This is a genomic window from Clostridium nigeriense (assembly GCF_050585265.1).
Taxonomy (GTDB): Bacteria; Bacillota; Clostridia; order Clostridiales; family Clostridiaceae; genus Clostridium; species Clostridium nigeriense_B.
Map to the genome: position 1 here is coordinate 359,112 of NZ_JBNOOE010000001.1, position 26,652 is coordinate 385,763.

22 protein-coding genes and 1 pseudogene are annotated in these 26,652 nt (G+C 27.9%); 2 read left to right on the forward strand and 21 right to left on the reverse strand.

What is annotated here, in order from left to right:
* Positions 1 to 165: 165 nt before the first annotated feature.
* The 16 genes and pseudogenes from ACQPVP_RS01265 to ACQPVP_RS01340 all read right to left on the reverse strand — a co-directional run.
* Positions 166 to 807 carry a redox-sensing transcriptional repressor Rex gene (locus ACQPVP_RS01265; RefSeq protein ID WP_430846474.1) on the reverse strand — a complete coding sequence of 214 codons (642 nt, stop codon included), beginning with the start codon at positions 805 to 807 and terminating at the stop codon, positions 166 to 168.
* 395 nt (positions 808 to 1,202) lie between these two features.
* Positions 1,203 to 3,440: a heavy metal translocating P-type ATPase gene (locus tag ACQPVP_RS01270; RefSeq protein WP_430846475.1), complete on the reverse strand. Its 2,238-nt coding sequence runs from the start codon at positions 3,438 to 3,440 to the stop codon at positions 1,203 to 1,205.
* A gap of 16 nt (positions 3,441 to 3,456) precedes the next feature.
* Positions 3,457 to 3,816 carry an ArsR/SmtB family transcription factor gene (locus ACQPVP_RS01275; RefSeq protein ID WP_430846477.1) on the reverse strand — a complete coding sequence of 120 codons (360 nt, stop codon included), beginning with the start codon at positions 3,814 to 3,816 and terminating at the stop codon, positions 3,457 to 3,459.
* A gap of 215 nt (positions 3,817 to 4,031) precedes the next feature.
* A complete protein-coding gene (locus ACQPVP_RS01280) occupies positions 4,032 to 4,625 on the reverse strand; it encodes a zinc dependent phospholipase C family protein (RefSeq protein ID WP_430846479.1) in 594 nt (197 codons plus the stop codon).
* A gap of 215 nt (positions 4,626 to 4,840) precedes the next feature.
* Positions 4,841 to 5,914 (reverse strand): sporulation integral membrane protein YtvI, encoded by a 1,074-nt coding sequence (ytvI, locus tag ACQPVP_RS01285; RefSeq protein ID WP_430846481.1) that lies wholly within the window; start codon positions 5,912 to 5,914, stop codon positions 4,841 to 4,843.
* Positions 5,915 to 6,070: 156 nt separating this feature from the next.
* The gene (locus ACQPVP_RS01290; RefSeq protein WP_430846483.1) at positions 6,071 to 6,463 is read right to left on the reverse strand and encodes a hypothetical protein; all 393 of its coding nucleotides are present in this window, start codon (positions 6,461 to 6,463) and stop codon (positions 6,071 to 6,073) included.
* 216 nt (positions 6,464 to 6,679) lie between these two features.
* Positions 6,680 to 8,209, reverse strand: a complete 1,530-nt coding sequence (locus ACQPVP_RS01295; RefSeq protein WP_430846485.1) for a phosphomannomutase/phosphoglucomutase — start codon at positions 8,207 to 8,209, stop codon at positions 6,680 to 6,682.
* 21 nt (positions 8,210 to 8,230) lie between these two features.
* The gene (locus ACQPVP_RS01300; RefSeq protein ID WP_430846487.1) at positions 8,231 to 9,151 is read right to left on the reverse strand and encodes a transketolase family protein; all 921 of its coding nucleotides are present in this window, start codon (positions 9,149 to 9,151) and stop codon (positions 8,231 to 8,233) included.
* 2 nt (positions 9,152 to 9,153) lie between these two features.
* A complete protein-coding gene (locus ACQPVP_RS01305; RefSeq protein WP_430846489.1) occupies positions 9,154 to 9,975 on the reverse strand; it encodes a transketolase in 822 nt (273 codons plus the stop codon).
* A gap of 49 nt (positions 9,976 to 10,024) precedes the next feature.
* On the reverse strand, positions 10,025 to 10,657 hold the full coding sequence (locus tag ACQPVP_RS01310; RefSeq protein WP_430846491.1) for a ketohydroxyglutarate aldolase: 633 nt from the start codon (positions 10,655 to 10,657) through the stop codon (positions 10,025 to 10,027).
* 67 nt (positions 10,658 to 10,724) lie between these two features.
* On the reverse strand, positions 10,725 to 11,621 hold the full coding sequence (dapA, locus tag ACQPVP_RS01315; RefSeq protein WP_430846493.1) for a 4-hydroxy-tetrahydrodipicolinate synthase: 897 nt from the start codon (positions 11,619 to 11,621) through the stop codon (positions 10,725 to 10,727).
* Positions 11,622 to 11,625: 4 nt separating this feature from the next.
* On the reverse strand, positions 11,626 to 12,225 hold the full coding sequence (locus ACQPVP_RS01320; protein WP_430840688.1) for a KpsF/GutQ family sugar-phosphate isomerase: 600 nt from the start codon (positions 12,223 to 12,225) through the stop codon (positions 11,626 to 11,628).
* A gap of 63 nt (positions 12,226 to 12,288) precedes the next feature.
* Positions 12,289 to 13,560 (reverse strand): PTS ascorbate transporter subunit IIC, encoded by a 1,272-nt coding sequence (locus tag ACQPVP_RS01325; protein ID WP_430846495.1) that lies wholly within the window; start codon positions 13,558 to 13,560, stop codon positions 12,289 to 12,291.
* A 27-nt stretch (positions 13,561 to 13,587) separates the two neighbouring features.
* Positions 13,588 to 13,875 (reverse strand): PTS sugar transporter subunit IIB, encoded by a 288-nt coding sequence (locus tag ACQPVP_RS01330; RefSeq protein ID WP_430840690.1) that lies wholly within the window; start codon positions 13,873 to 13,875, stop codon positions 13,588 to 13,590.
* Positions 13,876 to 13,890: 15 nt separating this feature from the next.
* Entirely contained in the window at positions 13,891 to 15,972 is a 2,082-nt protein-coding gene (locus tag ACQPVP_RS01335) for a BglG family transcription antiterminator (RefSeq protein ID WP_430846497.1), read from the reverse strand.
* Positions 15,973 to 16,366: 394 nt separating this feature from the next.
* Positions 16,367 to 16,834, reverse strand: a pseudogene (locus ACQPVP_RS01340) (mannose-1-phosphate guanylyltransferase); the annotation flags it as partial.
* Positions 16,835 to 16,849: 15 nt separating this feature from the next.
* On the opposite strand from ACQPVP_RS01340, the gene ACQPVP_RS01345 reads away from it, so the two are divergent.
* Entirely contained in the window at positions 16,850 to 17,275 is a 426-nt protein-coding gene (locus tag ACQPVP_RS01345; RefSeq protein ID WP_430846499.1) for a helix-turn-helix domain-containing protein, read from the forward strand.
* Positions 17,276 to 17,512: 237 nt separating this feature from the next.
* On the forward strand, positions 17,513 to 18,007 hold the full coding sequence (locus ACQPVP_RS01350; RefSeq protein WP_430846501.1) for a hypothetical protein: 495 nt from the start codon (positions 17,513 to 17,515) through the stop codon (positions 18,005 to 18,007).
* Positions 18,008 to 18,351: 344 nt separating this feature from the next.
* Here ACQPVP_RS01350 and ACQPVP_RS01355 read toward each other — a convergent pair whose 3' ends face one another.
* The 5 genes from ACQPVP_RS01355 to ACQPVP_RS01375 all read right to left on the reverse strand — a co-directional run bounded on the left by ACQPVP_RS01355 (position 18,352) and on the right by ACQPVP_RS01375 (position 26,506).
* On the reverse strand, positions 18,352 to 21,123 hold the full coding sequence (locus ACQPVP_RS01355; RefSeq protein WP_430846503.1) for a TrlF family AAA-like ATPase: 2,772 nt from the start codon (positions 21,121 to 21,123) through the stop codon (positions 18,352 to 18,354).
* Between the two features lie 67 nt (positions 21,124 to 21,190).
* Positions 21,191 to 21,907 carry a M48 family metallopeptidase gene (locus ACQPVP_RS01360; RefSeq protein WP_430846505.1) on the reverse strand — a complete coding sequence of 239 codons (717 nt, stop codon included), beginning with the start codon at positions 21,905 to 21,907 and terminating at the stop codon, positions 21,191 to 21,193.
* Positions 21,897 to 22,355 carry a hypothetical protein gene (locus ACQPVP_RS01365; protein WP_430846507.1) on the reverse strand — a complete coding sequence of 153 codons (459 nt, stop codon included), beginning with the start codon at positions 22,353 to 22,355 and terminating at the stop codon, positions 21,897 to 21,899. Before ACQPVP_RS01365 ends, ACQPVP_RS01360 begins: the two co-directional genes overlap by 11 nt.
* A 43-nt stretch (positions 22,356 to 22,398) precedes the next feature.
* The gene (locus tag ACQPVP_RS01370) at positions 22,399 to 25,593 is read right to left on the reverse strand and encodes a type I restriction endonuclease subunit R (protein WP_430846509.1); all 3,195 of its coding nucleotides are present in this window, start codon (positions 25,591 to 25,593) and stop codon (positions 22,399 to 22,401) included.
* A 106-nt stretch (positions 25,594 to 25,699) separates the two neighbouring features.
* A complete protein-coding gene (locus ACQPVP_RS01375; RefSeq protein ID WP_430846511.1) occupies positions 25,700 to 26,506 on the reverse strand; it encodes a hypothetical protein in 807 nt (268 codons plus the stop codon).
* Positions 26,507 to 26,652 lie beyond the last annotated feature (146 nt).

A 26,652-nucleotide genomic window follows, 5' to 3' on the forward strand; every position in this document is an offset into this window, starting at 1 on the left:
CTGATTATCTACATCTTTTAATATGTATTTAACCACAAGATAATTGTTAATCTTATAACAATTACATTAAAAAATAATTGAAGCACATGCTTCAATTATTATTATAAACTCTTAAATTTTCATTTGCAATAATTATTTCTAAATAAAACCAGTTCTTCAATCTGCTTACTGACTTTCATCTTTATCATGTAATAAGTAAATTAATGTTAATAAACTTTCTGATAAATGTACATTCTCTACAGTAACACCTTCTGGAACAGATAAATCAACTGGTGCAAAATTCCATATACCTGTAACTCCATTTTCTACTAGAGTATCACAAACTTTTTGTGCATTTATTCTTGGTACACATATTATTCCTATATCCACTACATTTTCTACTAGATATTTGTTTAATACATCAATATCTTTTATTTCAATATCTCTAATTCTCATGCCAATTAATTTTGGATTTGCATCAAATATAGCTTCAAGATTTAAACCTGATTGTGAAAATCTACTATAATTTGCAATCGCTTGACCTATATTACCAGCTCCAATAATTATTCCCTTATACTCTCTATTTAGTCCTAATATTAAACTTATTTGATTATAAAGGTCTTTAACATTATATCCATATCCTTGCTGTCCAAAATCTCCAAAGCAATTTAAATCTTGTCTTATTTGCGATGCTGTAAAACCTATTTTTTCTCCTAGTTCTTTTGAAGATATTCTATCAACATCATTTTTTAATAGTTCTTGTAAATATCTATGATACTTTGGCAATCTTTTGATTACGGCCATTGAAATATTCTTTTTTTTCTCCATAAAATTTTTCTCCTAATTTCCTTCTATTTTATATTAATAAAATTTATTCTTACTCATATTATTATTTTACCATTCTTTTTATAATTTTAAAACAATTTAAGTTATGTATTTAACAAAGTACTTATATTCTTTCTTAAAATATTTAGTTTTGTCAATATTATATTATTCCACTATTTAAATAATTTTATTTAAATTAAAATATTATCTATAATTTAATAAAAAATTAGACTTATGTATAACGTAGCAGATCCGTTATACATAAGTCTTAATTATACAAGGCTATTGCCTTGTAAACAAGATAGTGATCTTGTATGCTTCCCTTATGCCTGAATGTTCTCAACTTAAATAATTATATTTAAAATGATGAAATTTGTCAATAAAAATAATATTAGAAATTATTTCAAACACCTTGTGGAATTAATAACAGCGATTATAGTTACTCCAACATCTGCAAATACCGCTTCCCACATAGTTGCTATACCAAAAGCTCCTAGAAGTAATACTAATGCTTTTATTCCTAAAGAAAATATTATATTTTGCCATAATATTTTATTAGTTTTTCTTGCTACTTTTATTGCAGTAACTAATGCCTCTGGATTATCCTTCATTAAAACTACATCAGCTGCTTCAATTGCTGCATCTGATCCTATACCACCCATAGCAACTCCAATATCTGCCCTTGCTAATACTGGGGCATCATTTATTCCATCTCCAACAAATATAACTTTTCCTTCTGATTTATTATTTTTAATTATTTCTTCTACTTTTTCAACCTTATCTCCTGGTAATAATTCAGAATATACTTTATCTACTCCAACTAAGCTTGCTACCTTTTCTGCAACATTTTTATTATCACCTGTTAACATAACAGTTTTTGTAACGCCAACTCTCTTTAATCCTTCTATAGCCTTTTTTGAACCTTCTTTAATTTCATCTGAAATTACTATATTACCCTTATATTCATTATTCATTGCAACATGAACTATAGTTCCAATAGAATTTATCTTATTATAATTTATATTAAACTCTTCCATTAGTTTATAATTTCCAACTAATACTTCTGAACCTTCTAATGAAGCTTTAATTCCATGCCCTGAAATTTCTTCATAATCACTTAATTTTTTTGAATCTACTTCATTAGCATATTCCTTAATTATAGATTGAGCAATTGGGTGATTTGATAGACTTTCTGTAATAGCTGCTACTCTAACTAATTCTTCTTTAGATATATTTACATTATTAACTTCTGTTACTCTAAATACCCCCTTAGTTAAAGTTCCTGTTTTATCAAAGACTACTGTATCTATATCTTTTAATGATTCTAAATAATTTCCGCCTTTAACTAATATACCCTTTTTAGATGCACCACCTATTCCTGCAAATAATCCAAGAGGAATAGATACTACTAAGGCACATGGACAAGACACTACTAAGAAAATTAATGCTCTAGGTAACCATTCATAAAAACTTCCATCTCTTAATACTAGAGGAGGTATTATTGCTAAAGCAATTGCTGAAAATACAACTATTGGAGTATAATATCTTGCAAATTTAGTTATAAACTTTTCTGTTGGAGCCTTCTTATTAGAAGCATTTTCTACTAATTCTAATATTCTAGATACTGTTGACTCCTTAAAGTTTTTAGTTACTTTAATTTTTAAAACCCCGTTAGTATTTATAAATCCAGCTAAAATATCTTCTCCTTTTGATACTTCTCTAGGGACTGATTCTCCAGTAAGAGCTGAAGTGTCTACAAAACTACTTCCCTCTATAATTAACCCATCTAAAGGAACTCTTTCACCAGGCTTTACAAGTATTACTTCTTCTATATTAACAGTTTCAGGGTTGACTTTTTCTTCTTTTCCATTTCTTATTACATTTGCATACTCCGCTCTAATATTCATAAGAGAGGTTATTGATTTTCTTGATCTATTAACAGCGTAGGATTGGAATAACTCTCCTATTTCATAAAATAACATTACTGCTACACCCTCTGGATATTCCTGAATAAAGAAAGCACCTAAAGTTGCTACAGTCATTAAGAAGTTTTCATCAAAAATTTCTCCTCTTAGTATATTTTTAACTGCTGTTAAAATTACATTACCACCTATTAATAGATAACTTACTACAAATAATGCTACTTTAATTACTGAATCATCTTTTAACAATATTGCTATTACAAAAATTATAGCTCCAATTATTAGCCTTAAATTTTCTTTTAAAGTAATTGGCTCACTATGTGAGTGATTATGAGAATGTTCATGACTATTCCCTTCATGAGAAGTATGTCCATGATTTTCATGTGAATCATGATGGTGATTTTTATGTCCATCCCCTTCTCCAACTGAACATACTCCACTGGTACATCTATTTAAATTTTCTACATTAATATTTCTTTCATCTTTATTATAAACTTTAACTTCTGGTTCCAATTTATTTATAATATCTTTTGCTTCAAGTATTATATCATTTTCTTCTTTACTACCATCTGTTTCAATTAATAATGTAGACGTAGTAAAGTTTAAATTGGCTTCTTTTACTCCCTCTAAATTATTTACTCTAGTTTCAATTTTATTTGCACAATTAGCACAAGTTAATCCTGATAATATTAGTCTAATTTCTTTTTTATCCATACCTATCACCACTCTCCTACTCCAATATATGCTTGAATCCTTCATTGAAGATGTGCTTTATATGATCATCTGCCAATGAATAATATATAACTTTTCCATCTCTTCTGAATTTAACTAATCTATTTCCTTTTAATACCCTAAGTTGATGAGAAATTGCTGATTGAGTCATGTCTAATAAGGCTGCTAAATCACATACACATAATTCCTCTTGAAATAAAGCATGTAATATCTTTATTCTAGTGGAATCACTAAAAGCTTTAAAAAGATCTGCTAAATCATATAAATTTTCTTCTTTAGGTAAATTTTCTTTTACCCTTTCAACAACATCCTTATGAATTATGGTGCAATTACAACTTTCCAATTTATTTTCTCCCATAACTTTTCCTCCATCTTACTTTTACATATGAATAATTGTTCATATGTTTCTTTAATATTATTATATGCTTGCTTTCCTACTTTTGTCAACGATATAAAAAAATATTGATACTATTATTAGTTGTTTTTTAAATTAAAATTATGCACAAAAAACATTGCTTAAAAAAGTAAAAAAGGCATTACATAATTACTAATTTAACTATGTAATGCCTTTTTCTATACAAGTATAGAAATATACTCTTTTAACTTTTGATTCATAATCACTTCATCTAAAATTAAGTTTATTACACTATTACATATATGACTTGCATATATTAAATCCTTCTCATAAGAAATATTACCTTCGTATTCTTTTTGAAGATTTTCTATATATTTTCTTATATCTTCTGATTTTAAACTCGTATTAATATCTTGTCTTATTGTGCAAAGCTTAGCATATTTATTTAAGTCATTCTCATATAATACATGATCTTTTACAGCACCAGGGCTTTTAAATTCCCACCTTTGAAAATGTGGTACACAGAAGTAATCACATAAAAAGTGGCATATAACTCCTAATTCCTGATTAAACTTTCCTATTGAATATCTTATATAAATATCATCTAATGTTAAAGAAGATAAAAACTCTATCTTCTTTACTATCATATCAAAGCTCTCATCTATATAATGCTTTTTAAATTTATATTTAGATACTGAGTCTGGCTTTATGTTTCCCCATATAAAATGTCCACTTCTTATTAAAAAGCTTTTATTATCCTCTACATTTTCTATAAAAACATTAGCTAAAGCCTTGTGAGTATTCATCATCATAGCTTCCTCACCTCTCCTTTGTTTAATTTTGCTTTGCAAAATTAAAAATTGATAATGCACAATTGATAATAGATAATTAATGATGTTTTACTCCTCAAAACTTAAATTCATTTTGTGAGAAGCACCTTTTATTAAAAATCCTTTAGTATTTTTCCTTAATTATCCACTATGCATTACCAATTATAAATTATAAAAATGCTCACATTTTTATTCTATTACTTAAATATCTTAATTTTCCCATTATCGTTTAAGTTCTTCAGTATTATAACTATAATTGGTAATGCGAAAAGTCCCAAAAATCCAAATAATTTTACACCTACAAACATACATATCAACATAATTAAAGGATGTAATCCTATTTGTCCTCCTACTATCTTTGGTTCAAGAATATTTCTAATTACAGTTATAACTACGTAAAGTATTGTAAGTCCTATTCCAAGAGCTATGTTTCCCATAAATAATTCTATGAATATCCAAGGTATTACTATTCCTCCTGTTCCAAGGACAGGTAATATATCTACACATGCAATTATTAACGCTATAGAAATTGCATTTTCAACTTTTAATATAGATAGTCCTATAGACAACTCTATAAAAGTAATTGTTATTAAAATAGAATATGCTTTAATAAATTTAAATAATGTTCCAACTATATAATCCTTAACATCAAAGAAAATACTTCTCATCCTAGGTGAAAATTGGTTAGTAATAAAACTTGTAATATTTACATAATCCATGGCAAAAAAGAAGGATGATATAATTGAAAATATAACAACTATAAAAAAGTTAGGTACTAATGAAACTGCTGATGATACAAACGAAACTACACCTGATGATACACTAGATATAATCGAAGATAAAGATTCTGTAAAAGAAGACATCATTTCATTAATAGCTTGAATCAATGTTGGATCTAACTTAACTAACAAGTCTTCCACATTATTAGTTAGTTGATATATTAACGGTTCTATGTTAACTCTATATATACTTGGAAGTCTAATGAATACTTCTTTTAGAGCAATAAATATTTTAATTATAATTAATGTAAATAATGCTCCAACAGTTGCATAAAAAATTAATACAGTAAATCCTGCAACTACCTTCCTATTTATTTTAAGCTTTTTAGTAATAAAATTAATTAATGGCTTTAATATAAATGCTATTCCAAAACCAACTACAAAAGGTAGAAACCATCCTAGTGCATATCTAATAGTTATATATATTATTGCTCCAATTATTAATAAATATATAGTATTTATTATAAACTCTCTTTTCTTTTCAACACCCATAGCCTTCTCTCCTTGATTTTTTATTTGATTATACACCAAAAAGCATTTAATTTAAATTTATAAACAAAATCTTTATTTAAAATTCAGAATTTGATATAAGGAAAAAATAAAATTGTATATAATTAAGATTAAAATCAAAATTATATACAATTTAAACTAATCCCAATTCATAGACATAAAACTATCAATTCTTTCATTATTACATTTAGGGCAATTGCTATTTAAAACCTCTTCTAAATTAACTGGTATATAATTTCCTTCGCAAACATGACATTTATTTTCTAAATTAAATGTCTTATATTCATCATAATGTATTTCAATATAATTAATTGTTGATAAATCTCCACATCTATCACATTTTCCATAGGAATCATGATAATTTATTTCTTTAATAATACCCTTACTTAAAATATAATCTATATATTCATTATCATTTTTATTGAGTCTTTTTCTAAAACCTTCAAAATCTTTAGTTCTATTACCTAGTCCTTCAAATAATGTAGTACTATAACCACATTTTTTGCATTGAATGCTAATTCCTTTACCCAAAGACACATCCTCCTCAATTTCTTATACTACTATAAATATATTTTATCATAATTTATATAGAATATGTTTACATAAAAAAGTACTTCTATATAATTTCCTAAATATTGAAAAAGTATTTCTACAATAATTAGTTTAAATAGTAAAAAATAGGCTGCAACTTAAGTAAATAACTTAAATTACAACCTACTGTTGCTCAATGTCAATATAATTTAAAATTTATATAACTAAATCCTTATAATTTTTAATAAAGTCATTAAACTTTGAAAGAATACTTTTCACTCCATCTTCAACATCACTTTCAATATTTAAAACAAATACAGGTTCATGTAAAGACAATCTGAATAAAAACCATCCACTTTCATTATTACAGTTTATTTTTATGCCTTCATAATTTTTAGGTTCTATACTCCAGCCATCAATTTTAGAAACATATCCTTTTAAATCTTCTATAACACTTTCACCATATTTTCTAAAATCATCACAATTAATTTTAATCCTTTTCTCATCACTTTCAAGAGCATGCTTTAAATCCTTTATTAAATCATCTATATCTTTATTTTCCTTTTTTAATCTTGACATTTCTATAAGGATTTTTACAACTATATATGCACCATCATCTAAGAAAAAGTTTTCTCTTAAGGCTGCATGTCCTGATGTTTCTATTGCTAAGGGACAATTAATTCCTTCTTCATTTAACCTCTTAGCTTCATTTATAACATTTTTATAACCTCTTTTAAATCTATGATGGACACAATTCATATTTGTTATAAACTCTGTTAATCCTGTAGAAGTTATAGAATCAGTAACTATTGTTATATCCTTATCATTGCCTTTATTTTCTCTTACAAGTATAGATGATATCAATGCTATAAGTGCATTTTTATTTATCTCTTCACCAGTTCTAGAAACCACTGCGGCTCTATCTACATCAGTATCAAAAATTATTCCTAAATCTGCTTTTGAATTTAATACTGCTTTTTTTATAGACTCCATAGCTTCTTCATTTTCTGGATTAGGTATATGGTTAGGAAAAGTTCCATCTGGTTCAAGGAATTGACTTCCTTCTATATTAGCACCAAGAGGCTTTAAAACCTTCTCTGCAAAGAATCCCCCAGCTCCATTTCCTGCATCAACTATTACTTTACATCCTTCTAAAGGTTTTTTATTATTTACCTCTTTTATCACTTTATTAACTAATAAAGAAGAGTAATCTTCTATTAATGGAACTTCTTCAACTTTCCCTTTTATATCAGAGAATATAGGATTTTCTACCTCATTAGCTAAAGCTAGTATTTCATCAATGTCTCCTACTTCACATCCACCTTGTGAAGTAAAAAATTTTACTCCATTATAATAATAAGGAAGATGACTTGCTGTAATCATTATAGCCCCATCACAACTATATTTTTCTAAAATTGTTGTCATAAACATTGATGGAGTCGTACTAATTCCACAGTCATATACAAATATTCCATCCATAGTTAAAACTTCTTTTAATGTTTCTTTTAGTTTTGGACCCGATAATCTAGAATCCATACCTATTGCTACTTTTAGATTAGTTTTATTATTAGTCTTATTTTTTAACCATTTTGAAAAGCCATATCCAATTAATGATATAATTTCACAAGTTAAAGATATCTTATGTTCTTCTGTTTCTATAGCTATTCCTCTTATGTCTGTACCACTTTTCAGATTTTTCAATGAAACCTTTATATCATTCTCTAAATTACTTGAATTTATAATCATGGCTACCTCCCTTGGAAATTTCTAATAAATAGACTTAACTTCTTCCACTATTTTATTAACTGTTAGTCCGTAATATTCCAATAAAGCTTCTGGAGTTCCTGATTGACCAAACATATCACTAATTCCTATTCTTTTAAGTTTAGTTGGACATTGTTCAGATAATACTTCAGCAACTGCTGAACCTAATCCGCCTATTATACTATGTTCTTCTGCTGTAACTACCTTACCTATCTTATTTGCTAAACTTACTATAAGATCAGTATCTAATGGTTTTATAGTTGATATATTTACTACAGTTGCCTCTATATTTTCTTTACTTAAGATTTCTGCCGCTTCTAATGATTTTGATACCATTATTCCTGTTGCTACTATAAGTACATCTTTTCCTTCTCTTAGTACTTCACCCTTACCTATTTTAAATTCATAATCTTCATTATGAATTACTGGTGTAGCTGCTCTTCCAAATCTTATGTACATTGGTCCATAATACTCTACAGCTGCATGCACTGCTTTTTTTGCCTCTACTGCATCTGCTGGATTTATTACTACCATATTAGGTATACCTCTCATTAAAGATATATCTTCTATAGCTTGGTGACTTCCTCCATCTTCTCCTACTGTTACTCCTGCATGAGTTACTGCTATTTTTACATTTAAATTAGGATAAGCTACCGAATTTCTTATTTGCTCAAATGCTCTTCCTGCTCCAAACATAGCAAAAGTTGTTGCAAATGGGATCTTTCCACAAGTAGCTAAACCTGCTGCTGTTCCTATCATATCAGCTTCTGATATTCCCATATCAAAGAATCTTTCCGGTGCTACTTTCTTAAATTCTATACTTTTTGTTGCTTTTGCAAGGTCTGCATCTAAAACTACTACATTTTCATTTGATACTAACTCTTTTAAGGCTTCTCCGTAAGCTTCTCTTGTTGCTATATTCATTATTATTTTTCTCCTTTCAAATCATTTAAAGCTCTTATTTTTTGTTCTTCATTTGGTGCTGTTCCATGCCAAGCTGCTTGATTTTCCATAAAGGAAACTCCTTTTCCTTTAGTAGTTTTAGATATTATTGCTGTTGGTTTACCCTTAACTTCCTTAGCCTTATCTAAAGCATCCTTTATTTCTTCTAAATTATGTCCATCTATAACTAATACATTCCATCCAAAAGCTTCAAATTTCTTATCTACTGGATTTACATTCATAACTTCTTCATTAGATCCATCTATTTGCAATCCATTTAAGTCTACGAAAGCCACTAAATTATCTAACCTATAATGAGATGTACTCATTGCAGCTTCCCAAATTTGTCCTTCTTGTAGCTCTCCATCTCCTATTATTGTGTATACTCTATAATTTTTTTTATCTAATTTTCCTGATAAAGCTATTCCATTAGCTACTGAAAGTCCCTGTCCTAAAGATCCCGTTGACATATCTACGCCCAAAGTTTTTTTCATATCAGGATGTCCTTGAAGTTTTGAACCAAATTTTCTTAAAGATTTAAGCTCTTCTTTTGAAAAATATCCTCTTTCCGCTAAAGTTGAATATAATGCTGGCGCTGCATGACCTTTTGATAAAATAAGTCTATCTCTGTCTTCCCACTTAGGTTCATCTGACTTTATATTCATTTCTTCAAAATATAGTACTGTTAATATATCTACTATTGATAATGATCCACCAGGGTGTCCTGACTTTGCTTCTGCTAGCATTTCTACTATATCTATTCTTATAGATTGAGCTATATTTTCTAGTTTTTCAATATTCAACATTTTTTCCTCCCTTTATTTAATAAGAGCCATTTTTAAATGGCTCTTACTTTTATTTTTTTCTTGTATTTACAATAATCTCACGAATTTTCATAGCATTTTGTGCTATATCATCTACACTACCATTAGTTAATAATCCACCAAATCCACATACATCAACACCATTTTCTATCCATGTATGTAAGTTATCAAGATTAATTCCACCACTTGCTAAAATTGGCATATCAGGTATTGGTGTCTTAAATACCTTCACTAATTTAGGACCATAAAAATCTGATATTGGAAATGCCTTAATAAATGCAGCTCCTAAACTTAATGCATCTACTGCTTCAGTTAATGATGTACATCCTGGAGCATAAGGAATTTGATATCTGTTACAAACTTTTGCTACATCTTCATTATAAGTTGGTGCAATAATAAACTGAGCACCATGTAAAATTGCATGACGAGCTGTTTCACTATCTAAAACTGTTCCAGCTCCTACACAAAGTTCTTTTCCATACTTATTGCTAAGACCTTGAATCATTTCCCCAGCGCTGTTCAATGTATAACTCATTTCCATAACTGGTATGCCGCCCTTTATACACCCATCAGCTATCTCACATGCACGTTCAAATGTTTCTGCTCTCACAATTGCAAGTGCTCCACAGTCTACAATTTTCTTTGTTATATCTACCTTTTTCATATAATTCACCTCAATATTTATTAAATGGCTTTTTTACTATACACTATAGATTAATTTATATATCTTCCTATAGGTCCTTATTAAATTCTTTCTTGTAATTTTCAACCACTTTTTTAATTTCCTCAAGAACCTCACCTGTTGGTTGAGTCACAGGAAATCTTGCAGGCCCAACATCAATTCCATTTAAAACAACAGCTTTCTTAATAACTGATGGAATTGTTCCAAGTTTTAATATACGACGAAGCTCTTCAATACTATTTTGTGCTTTTTGAGCTGCTTCTAAATCTCCCTTGATAAAATTATCATAAATAGCAATATCAATACCTGCTAAGAAGTTTGCTGTTGCAGCAACAGCACCATGTCCACCAGCTTTCAAAATATCTAGAATAAGTGAATCCGATCCTGAAAATACACTAAAATCTTCTCCTTTAGTTACTTCAAGATAAGCTTTCATATTATCTAACTTACCACTGCTATCTTTAATTCCAACAATATTCTTTACCTTAGCCAATTCACGTACTGATTCAGGTTCAATATTAATACCTGTCTTGCCTGGCATATTATACATCATAATTGGTAAATTAACCGATTCAGCAATAGCTTTATAGTGTGCAATTAATTCATTTTGTGTTGGTGGTACAAAGTATGGTGTAATAATTGATAAGGCACTTGCCCCAATTTCCTCCATCCTTTTAGATAAATTAATTACTTCACGAGTTGAGTTCCCACCTGTTCCAACAAAAACTGGTACTCTATTATTAGTATGTTTAACAACAATTTTAGCAAATTCAACTTTCTCATCATCTGTTAGTACATGACATTCGCCATTTGTTCCTAAAATAAATAATCCTGAAACACCCTTATTAATTAAATAATCAATTAATTCACATGTTGCTTTTGGATTAATATTTTGATTTTCATCAAGTGGTGTTATCATTGCGCATATAAGTCCTTTATATTTCACAAAATTACCTTCCTTCTCTAATAGACTTTCCTAGACTTCCACCTGGATGCCACTTATAATACTGAGATAAATCAAGATCTTTAGCATATTGTAATGAAATGCTTAAAGCCTGTAATACTATAGTCTCAGCAATAATTGAAGCTCTAGGCGCTTTATTTAGGCAACCGCCTTCATTTTTAACTCCTGCAAATAAGAATACGTCAGAAGCATGACTTAACCACGAATCAGCATTACCACTAACTCCAATTATCTTTGCTCCATTTCCCTTCAATGTTTCAACTGTTGCTTTTAACTCTTGAGTTTCTCCACTATTTGATATTGCAATAACTACATCTCCCTCAACTACTTGCCCGCTTGATCCATGAACTGCTTCAGTTCCATGTAATGTATATGCTGGTGTTCCAGTAGATGAAAGTAATGAAGAAACATATCCAGATACATGTCCTGGTTTACCAATACCTGTCACATGTACACGACCATTTTTCTTTTCTGATTCTAAAATTAATTCACAAGCTTTATTTATAGCTTCTTCATCTATTGATTTAATAAATGTTGTTACTTCATTAGATATGCTATCTAAAAATATACTTAATTTACTATCCATAATATTCCATCCTCCTTAAAATTATAAGAGTCATACTTATGACTCTTATAATATTTATATCTCTTAAATAGGTTTTATAAATTGTAAAATTTGATGTAATATTGTTCCAACTACGTTATAGTCAATATTAGGGAAAGTAGCTCCATCTATACCAAGACCTCCATAAAGTGGGTATAGTATAGTTGGTAAGAATGCAAGTAATAATCCTACAACAAATGATCCAAGAATAGCTCCTCTCCATCCCCCTGAAGAGTTACCGAATACAGCTGCAGTACCACCTGAGAAGAAACATATATGAGCAGCTGGGATAATTACTACAGGGAATATACTTGGGAATGATGCCATTACACCTATTGCTAATAAACCTGCAGCATATGCTGAGATAAATCCTATAATAACTGCATTTGGAGCATATGGAAATACTGTTGGAACATCTAATGCTGGACGTGAACCTGGAATATATTTTTCTGAAATAATTACAAAGGCTGCAGTTATTTCAGCTAAGAACATACGAACACCTGTCATTAATACTGACATACCAGCTACAAATGTAAATGCTTGTACAAGAGGGAATACTAGCCAATGTGTTGATCCAGCAATTTCTTGAGTAAACTCTCTTCCTGCCTTTAATGTTGCAACATAAAATAAGATTAACATTACTATTGATAAACCCATTAAGAAATCTTTAAATATTGATAACCACTTAGGGAATTTAATAGATTCTGTTGTTTCATCTTTATGCTTTGAAAATATACGTCCAATATAACCAGATAAACCATATCCAATCATGTTAAAATGACCAATAGCTTGTTCATCACCACCAGTTAACTCACGCATAAATGGTTGACAGAATTGAGGTAATGCGGCAGACATGAATCCTAATATAGTTCCACCTACTAATATAGTAACTGTGTTATCAAATCCATGTGCTTTCATAATTAAAGTTAATACACAAGCAAAAAATAAGCTATGACCTGTTGTAAAGAAGATATTCTTAAATTTTGTAATACGTGCAAAAACTAAGTTTAATATAAATCCAAGAATTAATGTACAAGAAACTGCAAATCCATATGTATCTTGTGCAAGTGCAGTTGCTGCTTCTGGTGAAGCTATTACTCCTGTAATTCCAAAACCTTCTTGGAATAATTTATTAAAATTCTGTAAAGCACCTGTCATGGCAGATGCACCAATACCAAATACTAAGAAACCTATAAGTGTTTTTGAAGCTCCTGTAAATACTTCAACAGCTGACTTCTTTTGAAGTATTAGTCCTATACATGCAACTACTCCAAGTAAAACAGCCGGAGTACTTAATAAACTAATAATAAAATCCATAATCGTTTCCCCTTATTCTAATTAACTTTATTTTTCTTTTGAAGCAAGGAATTTTTCTAATGCTGTTTTAATTTCATTACGATCAACAATATTATTAATTCCAATTATATCGAATTTTAAATTCTTACCTTTTAATTCTTCAGCAACATCTACTAATGTTTCTACAGCATCTCCATTAAATCCATTTAAAGAATCTAAAGAACCGTGTTCTACTTGTATTGGAAAGTTATTTTCATTAATAACTTGTTGAGTTTTTATTTTTAACATTAAACTTGAGCCAACTCCTGCTCTACATGCGATTAATAATTTGTACATAATTAATTCCTCCAATTATACTTCATATTTTTTTATAAAATTAATAATTTCTTTAGGATCTTTAGCATTATCTAAAACTCTAAAGAATTCTTCATTTTCTAATAATTCAACTAACTCAGACATAGCTCTTAAATGACTGCTATTATCTATTGCACTTAGACAAAATACATACTTTACAGGATCATTTTCCTCATTTCCAAATTCAACTGGATTTTCTAATGTAGCTATTCCTATGGAAATATCCTTTGCTCCTGCTTCTGGTCTAGCATGTGGAAGTGCAACATGCTTTGTAATTACAATATATGGCCCAGATTCTTTTGCTGTATTAACCATAGCATCAACATACTCTTTAGTTACTTTATTATCTTCAACCAAAGCTGCTGCCGATTGTCTTATGGCATCTTCCCAATCTTTTGCTTTTACCTTTAATTTTATTAACCTTTCATTAGTTATTTCACTTAGCATAGGCCCATCTCCTTCATTAGATTTAAAATTCTCTATTTGTGTAAAATACGCTAACAATTCGCTTGAAAGCATACTTTCTGACGTTATTTTTGCATATTTCTTTATTATTCCAATAACCTCGTCTATTTTAGGTTGTCTTAAAAAAATATCACCTAATTGAATATATACTTCTCTTGTAATATTATATTTTTCTTTTGCTGTCATAACGGGACTAACTTTAATCACTGGTACATCTATGTCTAAACCCTCTGAGTTGTAATTTGTAGTAAATATAATATCTATATCTTTATTAAGCTTTTTCACTTCTGATAATTCCATAGGAGGTAGAAAATGTAGATCAGAGAATAAATTTGTAAGTTCCTTATATAATATAGCTGAACTTCCAACACCATTTGAACAAGCTATTACTGCAACTCTTTTTTTAAAATCATAAAAATCTTTTTTATCAGAAAAAATAGTTGCAAAATGCATTGTCAAATATGATATCTCTTCATCTTGAATTTCTTCTCCAAATAAATCACCAAAATCTTTCATTGCATTACTTACAATTTTGTAAACTAATCTATATTCCTCTTTTACCTTTTCGCAAATAGGATTATAAACAGGTAATTTAAATAAAAGTCTATAATAAGCTGGTCTAAAATGAGCATATATTTGTTTAAATATTTTTTCTTGGCTTACATAGTAAACCCCACTTAAATATCCAAACTTTTTCATAATTTTATTTACAATCTCTGAAATAGCAGCCCTATCTTCTGTATCCTCTTCATAATTTCCTACTGATATACCTAAAACCCAAGCGCTAATATACATTACATCATAAGACTTTATATTTTCTTTATTATCATATACTTCTAATAGTTCCTTAGAAAACTTGTATTCCTTCATTGAACTCATAGCTTTAACACTAGGAATATCTTCACATTCTGAATTATTCAAATCATCAGAATGCATTCTAGCTTTTATAAAAATAAATATGTATATAAATTCTGTTAATCTATCTTCTACAAAAGTAATTTGGTATTTTTCAACAAGCTTTAATATAACTTTTTTAGCTTCTTCAAACTGCTCTAATTTATATTCTTCAATAAAAATATCAAGTACTCTTGAACTATTCTCATTAGCTAAGGTTTCTATAATCTTTTTGATAAGAACTCTTCTAATTTCTATCTCAGATCCATTTAAGTAATATCCATTTATACGATTATTTTTAACTTCAATACCTTTTTCACTAAGATATGGAATTAAATCCTTAAAATCAAGATTTACAGTTGATCTACTTACTTTTAGAGAATCTATAAAATGATTAATTGAAATATCTCCTAAGTTAATAAAAAGCATTAAATACATATACAAAAGTCTTTCTGATTTACTAAAGTAATACGTATTCTTAGAATAATTATTTTCAAGAATCTCTTTAATTGCATTCTTTGTTTCTTTTCTAACAACAGTATCCTTATCAGTTTTTAGATATATAAGCGGTACATTTTTACTTTTAAGCATGTCATTAATTTTATCTATTCTGTAATTAATTTGCCTTTTTGATGAGTTAGATTCTTCTTGTAACCTATCTGCAGTAATTAATGTACTATTTAGTAAAATTTGAAGAATTGATACAATTTCTTTATCCACTTTTATTAATCCCTACTTTCTTATTAAGATTAATTTTTTCTTATATCTTTTAATCACCTCCTCAATACTTATTTTATTTCATAAGTTTATCGTTTTCAATTTCATTTAAGTTCAACTTTTGTTCCATATTAAAACAAAAATTGAATATATATTTAATCAGATTTAAAAATTGATTTTTAAACTTTATAATTTTCATTAATTTATCCCCACATATATCACAATTTCAACCTAAATTATACACTTTTTAACAAATATTTTCAATTATCGATTTTTTAATTATTTATCCCATTATTATCTAATTACCTTCAATAATTAAATTAAGGCTGTAACTTAAGCCTACACTTAAATTACAACCTTAATTTTTACAAACTATCATTTTCATTGATAATTTTATTTACATAAAATCTCCATACCTTCTATCATTAACTATATCATTTAATAAGTGCTTAATTTCTTGCTCCTTATTTTTATCCATGATTAAAATCACATCACCAGCATCTACAACTATTAAATCCTTTAATCCAAAGCCAATAATAAAATTTTTTTCTCCAAATATTGCACAGTTTTCACTTTCCTGAAGATATACATTATCGCTAACTTTATTATTTTTATCCTCTTCTAAATATCTACTTAAAGCTGAAAAACTTCCTATATCATCCCAAATAAAATCACTTTTTATAACATAGGCTTTTCTTGTTTTTTGCATAACACCAAAGTCTATAGATATTCCATCTATTAATGAGTATTGTTCATTAATAACCTCTTCCTCATTCTCTTCCCCTATATGCTTATAGATTTCCATTAAGGATTTATAAAGTTTAGGAAGATATTTTTCTATTTCCCTTAGTATTACATCAGCTCGCTTGACCCCCTTGCGATGCTTGTACACCTAGAATTTAATCTCTTCCAAGAGGCTAATAGACTCAATCTTTATGAAAAGTATTTTGATAAATCTTCTGCTCTTGGAGTCACATTAGAAGAATTTTATAATGCAATAAATATATTTCTTAGTGAAAATCCTAAATTAGAATTTGATGAAGGATATTTAAAACCACCTGACTTCATAAAATTTTGTGACCTTATACAAGTTCCACCTAAGAAGCTCTATGATAAATATTATAGATTTATACTTAGCAAAAACTTTTCAAAAATAATACTAAATTATAGATTGTCTTTTAACCTTAATCAAAAGGAATTTGCTAAACTTACAAGGCTTAGTCCAGTTACAATAGGATTAATTGAAAACAATAAAAAATATCCTACTAGAAAGCAATTTTCTCAATTAATGAATGTAATTAAATAGCCTTATATTTATTAAACAATTCAATAAAATTATTTATACTTCAAAACTTAACTCATTGACTATGTTTTATTTGAATGTTGGTAATTATTAATTTTTTAAAAAGGGGATATTATTCCCATTTATAGTGGAATTATATTCCACTATAAATGTATAATAAAAATATATATTATTACTCAATTGTATTATATTGAGTAATAAGTGCTTTTGTATATTCATTAATTTTAGGAGTGGATAAAAATGATTAAAAATAATATTAAGGCTCTATTAATTCATATAGTGATTAGCATATTCTCATTTATATTTTCAATGCTTTTTCATAATTCTTCTGCGAAGTGGGTATCTGAGGAAGCTGCTAATCAACATCATGTTGCTATGCTTAGAGTTTCTGTTTTAATTATTATAGTTTCATTATTTTTATACTATCATTTCAGTAGGAAGTTTTTAACCAATCAATTATCTATCATAAAAAACATCTTATCATTTAGTATAATTGGCTTAATAGGTATGGTACTATGGTTGACTGCATTTTATACTGATTTAACAAGTGGAACTCAAATTCTACTAAATTCAGAATTATGGCAGTGGTATAGTTTATATTATGGATACTGTATGTCCCTAGTTTATGAAATAACTGCCACTAATCCTTACATTATGCTTGTATTTGGCAGCTTGCCAATTATCGTTATGTGTCTTGGCGCAAAAAAGTCTAGCATTACAGAGACAAAACAATAGGTGGTTAGTTCAAAATATTAAACTATTACCAATTAAAAGTTAATAAATTATCTATCCATTTTTATACTTTTAATTATCAATATCAGTTTAAAACAGAGATAAATCATTAAATATTACAAGTAATTCTATATTTCAATAAAAAAAGAGAAAATATTTAAGTTAATTCCTTATCTATTTTCTTTTTCTTTTTAATATTTTACTTTAGGTAATTGAGTGGTTGTGGTATACCACAACCGCTCAATTACCTAATTTTTTAATTATAATTATTTTCTTTATCTATAATTGTAATAACTTCATCTACTTTATATTTTTTTATAATTTATTATCTGCTTTATAATATTCCTTTAACCTAATGAATATCTACTTGCTCTCATCTTGAAAGCTTTCGTTCCACCTTCCATTACGTTACAAATTTCTTCTCTAACTAGTTTTTCTTCTATTGTTCCAGATGTAAATATTTCTACATCTTTAGATTGAGAATTCATAGTAACTACTAATTCTGCATCTCCATTTACAGGAATATTAGCATTATGCGTAACAACTACTATTTGCCTTTTATTTTTACATATCTTAAGTCTTTCGACAACTAAATCTGTGATTAAGTGATTATCTAAATCATCTTCTGGTTGGTCTAATATAAGAGGGGTTGTCCCATCTGATAAAATAAAAGTTAACATTGCTGATGTTTTTTGTCCAGCAGATGCATTTACTAGTGATTTATATTCTGATGATAAATTTGGTTTATATTGTATCTGTATATCATCTTCTGGTAAAAGTAAATTTAAAGTAGCTATTTGCTCATCATTTAACTCTCTTAGCACATTATTGAACTTAGCTGTATATTCACTATTACCCTCTTTTGTATTTTTTATCTTTGTAATATCTTTTACTAATACTTTTAAATTTTTTTCAATATCTCCCTCAAAACATTTTTTAGCTATTTTCTCCACGTCTAAATCAAACTTATTAGGTCTTTGTATAATCTTTCTAAACTGTTCTATAAAATTATTATAATCTCTAAACTTTTTGAATTTTACTTTTATGTTAGTATCTGAAAGTAAGTTATCTATCTCTTTTTTTCTTAATTTATATATTTCATTCTTAACTTTAATATAATTATCCCTTAATACATTAAGCTCATTATATTTTTCAATAAGGGAATTCTCTATTTCTGTTAATCTTATCAATTCTTTTTTCTTATTTTTTTGTTTTTCTAACAAATCATTAATAGCCTTAACATCTATTCCTTCTGTTTTCAACAACAATATCCCCTTATTATATTCATTAGATATATTGCTATATTCACTATACCAGCTACTATCTTTTATATTCTGAATATAATCATTATTTAAAGACTCTATTTTTTCAATGAATTGTTTAAATTCTATTTTGTATTCATTAAATTTTTCCTTCTTATTATTCAATATACCTTTAATTTCATCCCTAAAAGTTTCATCAATATCATCACAATTTATAGGCTTCAAATTAAATTTTTCATAAATAGGCTTAATATTATTAATATTATTTTCTAATACCTTTTCAAATTCATCTAATACACTTTTCTGTTTATTAAAATGTTCATATTTTTTTAATATTTCATTAATTCCACTATCCCTATATAAATCAATTTTTTCTTCAATATCTTTTAAGTCTAATATAATCTTCGTCTTCATACTTACTTCTGTTTCAAGCTGCTTCACAAATGAATACTTTGTTTTATATTCAGACATATATTTATTAGCATTTAATTTTGGTTCATTAATTGAGCTGATTAACGAATCTATTTTTTCCCTAAGAATATTTGGATTTCTTGACAAATTATATATTTGTTTTTGGTTGTATATATCTATAGAAAATAAATCTTCTACACTAACATCATCTATCCCCTCATATATTTCCTTATCTTTATTATATTTTTCAATAGTTTTTTTACTTTTTCCATCACTCTTAAAGTCACTTGCCATGATTCTATATTTATTATTATTCTTAATTATTTCAACTATAACTTGAGTTGTTTCTCTCAATACTCCAGTATCACCATTTCCAATACTATAAAACCTCTTAAACTCGTGCGAAACTTCATCTGTTCCTATTCTTGTTTCTTCTGCAAATATTCCTGTTAAAAATCTAATAATTGTAGATTTTCCACTTCCCCTACCCCCTATAATAGTATTAAGATGCGGATTAAAATCAACTTCTAATTCTGCTTCTGATAATAACTCAATATCTTTAACAATAACTTTATTTATCCATACCTCTGGTAATAATTTGTTTTTCGAATCTATATTAAAATAATTTTTTATTCTAATTTCAGGAAATAAAAAAGCTTGCCTCAACCCTTCTAATGTAGGTTTTTCCCCCATCTTAATAAGAGAATACTCATTTCCAATTCCCCATAGTCCATGCTTAGAACTATCTTCCAATGAAGGATTATCTGAAAATGTAAGTATTCCTTTATTTTTACTTTTGCATAATTTTACACACTTTATATAACTATCGACCGTTTCTTTTGAAATACCATTATATTTTGCTTCTAAAATATTATGTAATTCATCCAAATTTACTGTATTTATATCACTTGTAATTAATTCTTTGTTTACCATCTGCACTACTCTAATATTATCTAAGTTTAAAAAATCATTTTGTGTTTGAAAACTAACTTCTGACAATCCACTGAAACAATCTATATGCGCTGGAATAACTATTGCTCCAGCTTTATCAGCCATTTGAGATATTTCAATAACACTTTTATTAGAATGAGCTGTTTGCTTACCAAACTCTCCTCTACTAATTCCTGAATCTCTTATAAAATCTTCAATATCAATAACTTTTGCTTCAGTATCAAATAAAATTAATAAGTGAACTTTACTATCACTACAAGTTATTTCTACTCCTGGAAAAACAAATATAGATTCCATTTTAGCAATATCCCTAATTTTGTCTATCCATTCTGCGGTATTATGGTCCGTTATAGCAATACACTCTAATCCCTTTTTCTTAACCTCCTCTATAAAGATTTCTGGTGTAACTCCATCATCTATAAAACATTTGCTGGCTGGTGTATGTAAATGTAAATCACACTTATACCATCTATTACCTTTATAATGTATTTTCATATGACCCCTCTTTTCCATTTTATTTGATTATATGCTAATCAATATTTTTTTTCTGACATATTATAAATTACAAATCCATTCTTATACCATAATCCCTAAGCCATTCTTTCCTTATTTCATAATCACTCATAACAGAAGCAACTAAATCCCAGAACAGCTGTGAATGATTCTTATAGTACATATGGCACATCTCATGCACCACAATATAATCTAAAGCCGTAGACTTTGCCATTGCACATCTCCAATTAAATAGAAGTTCATTATTTGATGTACAGCTAGCCCATCTTTTCTTCTGTTCCTTAACTTTAACATCACTTGGTTTTATATCAAAAAACTTCTGATAATACCTAATTCTTTTCCTTACTTGCTCTTCAGTCTTTTCTCTATACCAAGCTTCCATTGCTTCTTTAATAAGCTCATCATTTTTCTCCTTAACATAAACATGGAATTTCCCTCTGAAAAGTTTAACTTTTGCGTTATTCTGTAAAGTTTCATCTACATGTATTTGTAAGGAATAATTTCTTCCCAAATACATAAAAGATTCTCCATTTACAAACTCCCTATTAACTCTTTTAGCTTCTATGTTCCTAAATTCAAAAAGTTTTTGAACTATCCAACTGCCTTTTGACTTAACTAATTTTTTTATCTCTTCTTCTGAAGTTCCAACGGGAGCCACTACTAAAATATTGTTAGGTGGCTCTACTGAAAGACTTACTGTTTTTCTATTTCTAAATTCAACACTGAACTCTATATCTTTTGTTCCGTATTTTATCTTAAGTTTCATTTTTAACTCCATTTTTAATGAATTTATTTATTTTTCTACGATAAGAATCTATATCACTTCTTATATCCTGTATTTGTTTGTTATAAAAATTTTTCTTATCATCTATTTTCTCAATTTGCTCTTTTAATCTTTTCGCTTCCATATTATTTTTTAAAATGCGTTTATATCTACTACTAACACTTGAGTTCATATAATTACATCCACAGCTCTTGCACCAACTACATTTATACCATCCACACCTGATGCAAAACTCATCTGATGAACTTATATTTTCTTCACAACTAAAGCAATAATTTTTATAATTTTTATCTATCACTATCTCCTTAAACTGTTCAAAAAATTTTTCTCTAGTGATATTTAAATTCTCAATTTCTTTTTTCAAAGTACTAATTTCATAAACATTAAAAGATATATTAGCTTTTATATTTATAATTTCTTTTGATATCATATTAGAAAACCCTTTCAACCTAAACTAACTTTATTATTTTTACCTAATTTAAAACATCAAAATGTATCTTAGCCAAATTAAGCAATGGTTCCATTATTTTTTCTCTAACATCTCTAGATAACCTCTTAGCATATTTCTTAATTAACATAAGTTTTATAGCTCTTTGAATATCATTTGTCTTAGTGGGATTAGTAACCCAATCAATCATATAGTTGTCTTTAACTACATTTTTAACATCTTTAGCTATTTCTTTTGATAACTCTATGGTTTCATTACTTACATATGCTTCCTTATCTTCCTTTGCAACAAAATCTGCTTCTCCATCACTATCTTCGTCTAGATACTTTTTAACTATCTTAAAAAAAGCAAATTCTTTCTCATCAAGTCCTAAATTGCTAGCTTCATCTGTAGCACCTTGTTCTACATCATTATTTATAAACTCTTCAAGTCTTTTCTTTCTTTCAATCCAATTAATTTTAGTTTCTTCTAATATCTTCTGAAGTCTTTCCAATAATGATTCATAATAAGCTGGATTTTCTTTCATTTTAATATTTATAGTATGCTTTATAGCATGCTCCATAGCTGATGCCTTGGCTTCATCTGACTTTAATGTATTAATCTTAGACTTAAAGTCTTTTTCAAATAAAGTTATTGGAGCAATCCAGGCTTTAACTCCTAATGATGTTAAGTGATTTTCTATTATTTCTCTAACCTTTTCTCCACAGTCAGAGATATCTATTGAATCACTTGGATTAAATTTAGCTTTAGCTGCTGCTCTAATATATGAAAGCCATTTTAAATCATTTAATATATCTGTATCTACATGTCTAGGTAATAGACTCTCTACTGCTCCTGAGAATTTTTTATACATAAGTTCAAACTCTGCTCTTTTATCCTCTGGCTCAATTTTATTAACTAATGCATCTAAGTCATTTTTATTTATTCCTCTAAACATGCTCATTATAGCTTCTCTATAAGCTAGCATCTCATTATATAAATCATCTAATGAATCCATAGGCTTACCTAATTCCTCTTTATCAAATATAGCTAATGCTTCTTCAAGATAATTAGATATTCCATAGTAATCAACTACATATCCACATTGTTTTGTTATATTTCCTTTTTTCACTATGCTAGTCTCAAGTGTTGGTTCTACCTCTTTAGTATAAGTTCTATTTACCCTTGCTATTGCTTGTAATAAAGTATGTTCCTTTAATGGTCTATCGAGATACATGACTTGCTCAATTGGAGCATCAAATCCTGTTAATAACATATCTTTAACTATTAAAAAACTTAATTTATCTTTATTTAAGGGCTGTTTAAAGCGATTTATTAACTCATCTTGCTGTGCTTTTGTTGTAAAGTGCTTCTTTAAATGCACTGGGTCATTATTATTACCTGAGAATATTACCTTAGCTTCAAAGCCTTCTCCTAATATATTTTTCATATGCTTATTTAAAGCATTATAATACTTAACACAAGCCTCTCTTGATACACATACTATTTGAGCTTTAAATCCATTAGGAAGTATTTGTTCTTTATAATGATGTAGTAAATCTACTACTATATCATTTATTCTTCCTTCTGATTCTACAACTGCCCTTTTAGTAGCATATTTTTGTTTTATTGCCGTTTTTTCTTCATCACTTTTATCATCAAAAGCTTCGTCAAATAACTCTTCTAAAGATTCACCAACTACTTGCAAATCTGGTCTTCTTCCTTCATATACAATTTTAACTGTAGCTCCATCATCAACTGCTGATTTAATAGAATATTTATCTATATATTCTCCAAAAGTTCTTTTTGTTGATTTATCTTCTTTATCTATTGGAGTTCCTGTAAATCCAATAAACACAGCATTAGGTAACGCTATTCTCATATTTGATGCTGTATCTTTATATTGACTTCTATGAGCCTCATCTGCTAAAACAATAATATTTTGTTTTGTACTTAAAACAGGATACTCAACAGCATATTTTTGAATAGTCTTCTTACCATCAAATAATACTGCTTTCTCTTCAGTTTCATTTTGAAACTTCTGAATAGTTGTCATTATTATTTGTGGCTGTGGATTAGATAATAAACTTTTCATATATTCAATCTTATCTGCTCTAACTGGTGTCGTAATCTTTGATAAAGTTCTATTAAATGTTCCAAATATCTGCTTATCAAGGTCTATCCTATCTGTAACTACTACTATAGTAGAATCCTTTAACCCATTAGTTCGCTTAATCTTCCTTGCTAAAAATACCATAGTTAATGACTTACCTGAGCCTTGAGTATGCCAAACAACACCACCTCTAGAAAGCTTGTCTTTACCGTTTTCAATTCTATCTATAGCTTTATTAACTGCTCTAAATTGTTGATATCTACAAACCTTTTTAATAATGGCTCCATTATCAGCTTCAAAAACAATAAAGTTTCTCATTAAATCAAGTAAATTTTTCTTTTCTAAAAACCCTTGAATAAAAATATTTTGTCCACAATCCTTGTAATTTTCTATTTTCTCTTTCTTAAATGGATATGGGTCCTTCCATTGTAAATAATGATTATATCTTGAACTTATTGTTCCAACATAAGCATTATATCTATTTAAAATTCCAGTAAAAAAGTTACTGTAAAATAATCTTGGAGCTCCTTCTCCTAAAGCCTCATCTCTAACATTCATATATCTTCTTAATTGCTCAAAGGCTTGTTTCTTTCCAATACTTTCATTGTTTCCCTTTTCTAAAAAAGGAGACTTAGCTTCTAAAACAACTACTGGAATACCATTTATAAAAATAACTATGTCAGGAAAAATAGACTTTCCACTTAAAGTTTGAACTTCAAATTGGCGAACTACTAAAAAATCATTATTATAAGGCTCTTCCCAATCTATAAAATGTACAGTTTGATTCTTCTTTTGACCATTCCCATATAAGTCTTGCTTGACTGTAAATTTAAAATCCACAAGAGCATCATAAATTTTTTCATTTATCTCTAATAAGCCTGTTCCTAAATTATCAGCTCTACTAATATATTTTATTGATTTATCTAAATTATCTTCATCCATCCAAGGATTAAGTTTTTTCAATGCTACTCTTAATCTATCTACCAATACAACATCAGCTAAAGAATCCCTTGCTCCACTTTCAGGAGTCAATTCTTTTCCATGAATAAAATTGTATCCTAATTTATTCTCTAAATATTCAATAGCTGGTAGTTCTACTAAAGTTTCTTCATTTCCTAAGTACGACATTCCATTCCTCCTAACCTCTATAATCCCACTTTAATTATACACTATTTTACAATTATTAGCCTTATTTTGTAAACAAAAAAGCCATAGATTTCTCTATGACTCATTATTATTTATTTTCTTCATATTCTTTTCTAAGTTTTTTTACCTCATCTAATGATAAATCACACTTCTTAGCAATCATTTCATCATTTAATATATCCATTAAATTTTTAGCTATTTCTTTTTGTTTTTCTAATTGCCCTTCATTAAATATTTTTTGACCTAATGGTGACATACGTATCTTCCTCCCTAATTCATCACTAATTTCAACATTAAACTTTAATGCCAATGATAATAAAATAGTTTGACATTGAATTTTCACTTCTTTATCCTTAATATCTGTACTTAATTCTAGTGAAGATTCTATTACTTTATCTTTACTAATTTTACTATCCATCAATGGAGTAAATTCTAACCATGCAATATCAGTTAATGTAAGTTCTTTTCCTATTATTAATTTCTCTTTTACGTCATTTAATATCTTTTCCGCTGAAAAATTCCCCATATAAATTGGATTAAACCTATATTTAATAGAGCCATAATCCAATTCACTATTTACCTTTAAAATATCATTTGTATATATTACATATGTTTCAATTGGCTTTTTATATTGAGAAATTAAATGAGCATCATATAATTGAAATCTATATATGTCATCATTCTTCTTTGTGCTTTGAAACTCAAAATGTATAAGTTTTTCATCATCAACCTCATATATAAAGTCTACTGAAAGTCTATCTAACTGTATTTCCTTTATATCTCCTCTTAATGGTTTAAAACTCGTTCCTTTTATTCCAAAAATCTCTTTAACTCCATTTAATTGTTTAACAAATGCTTGTGAAAACACTGTGTCTTCTATCTTTAATTTATCCATATTATCTTCCTTATACTTATATATTTAATTATATAAAAATTGAAATTAAGTTTTCAAATATACTATCTTAATTATACACCATAACTTAATTAATTAATCACATTTTTAAATTCCAAAAAGCCACAGATTTCTCTGTGACTTTTATT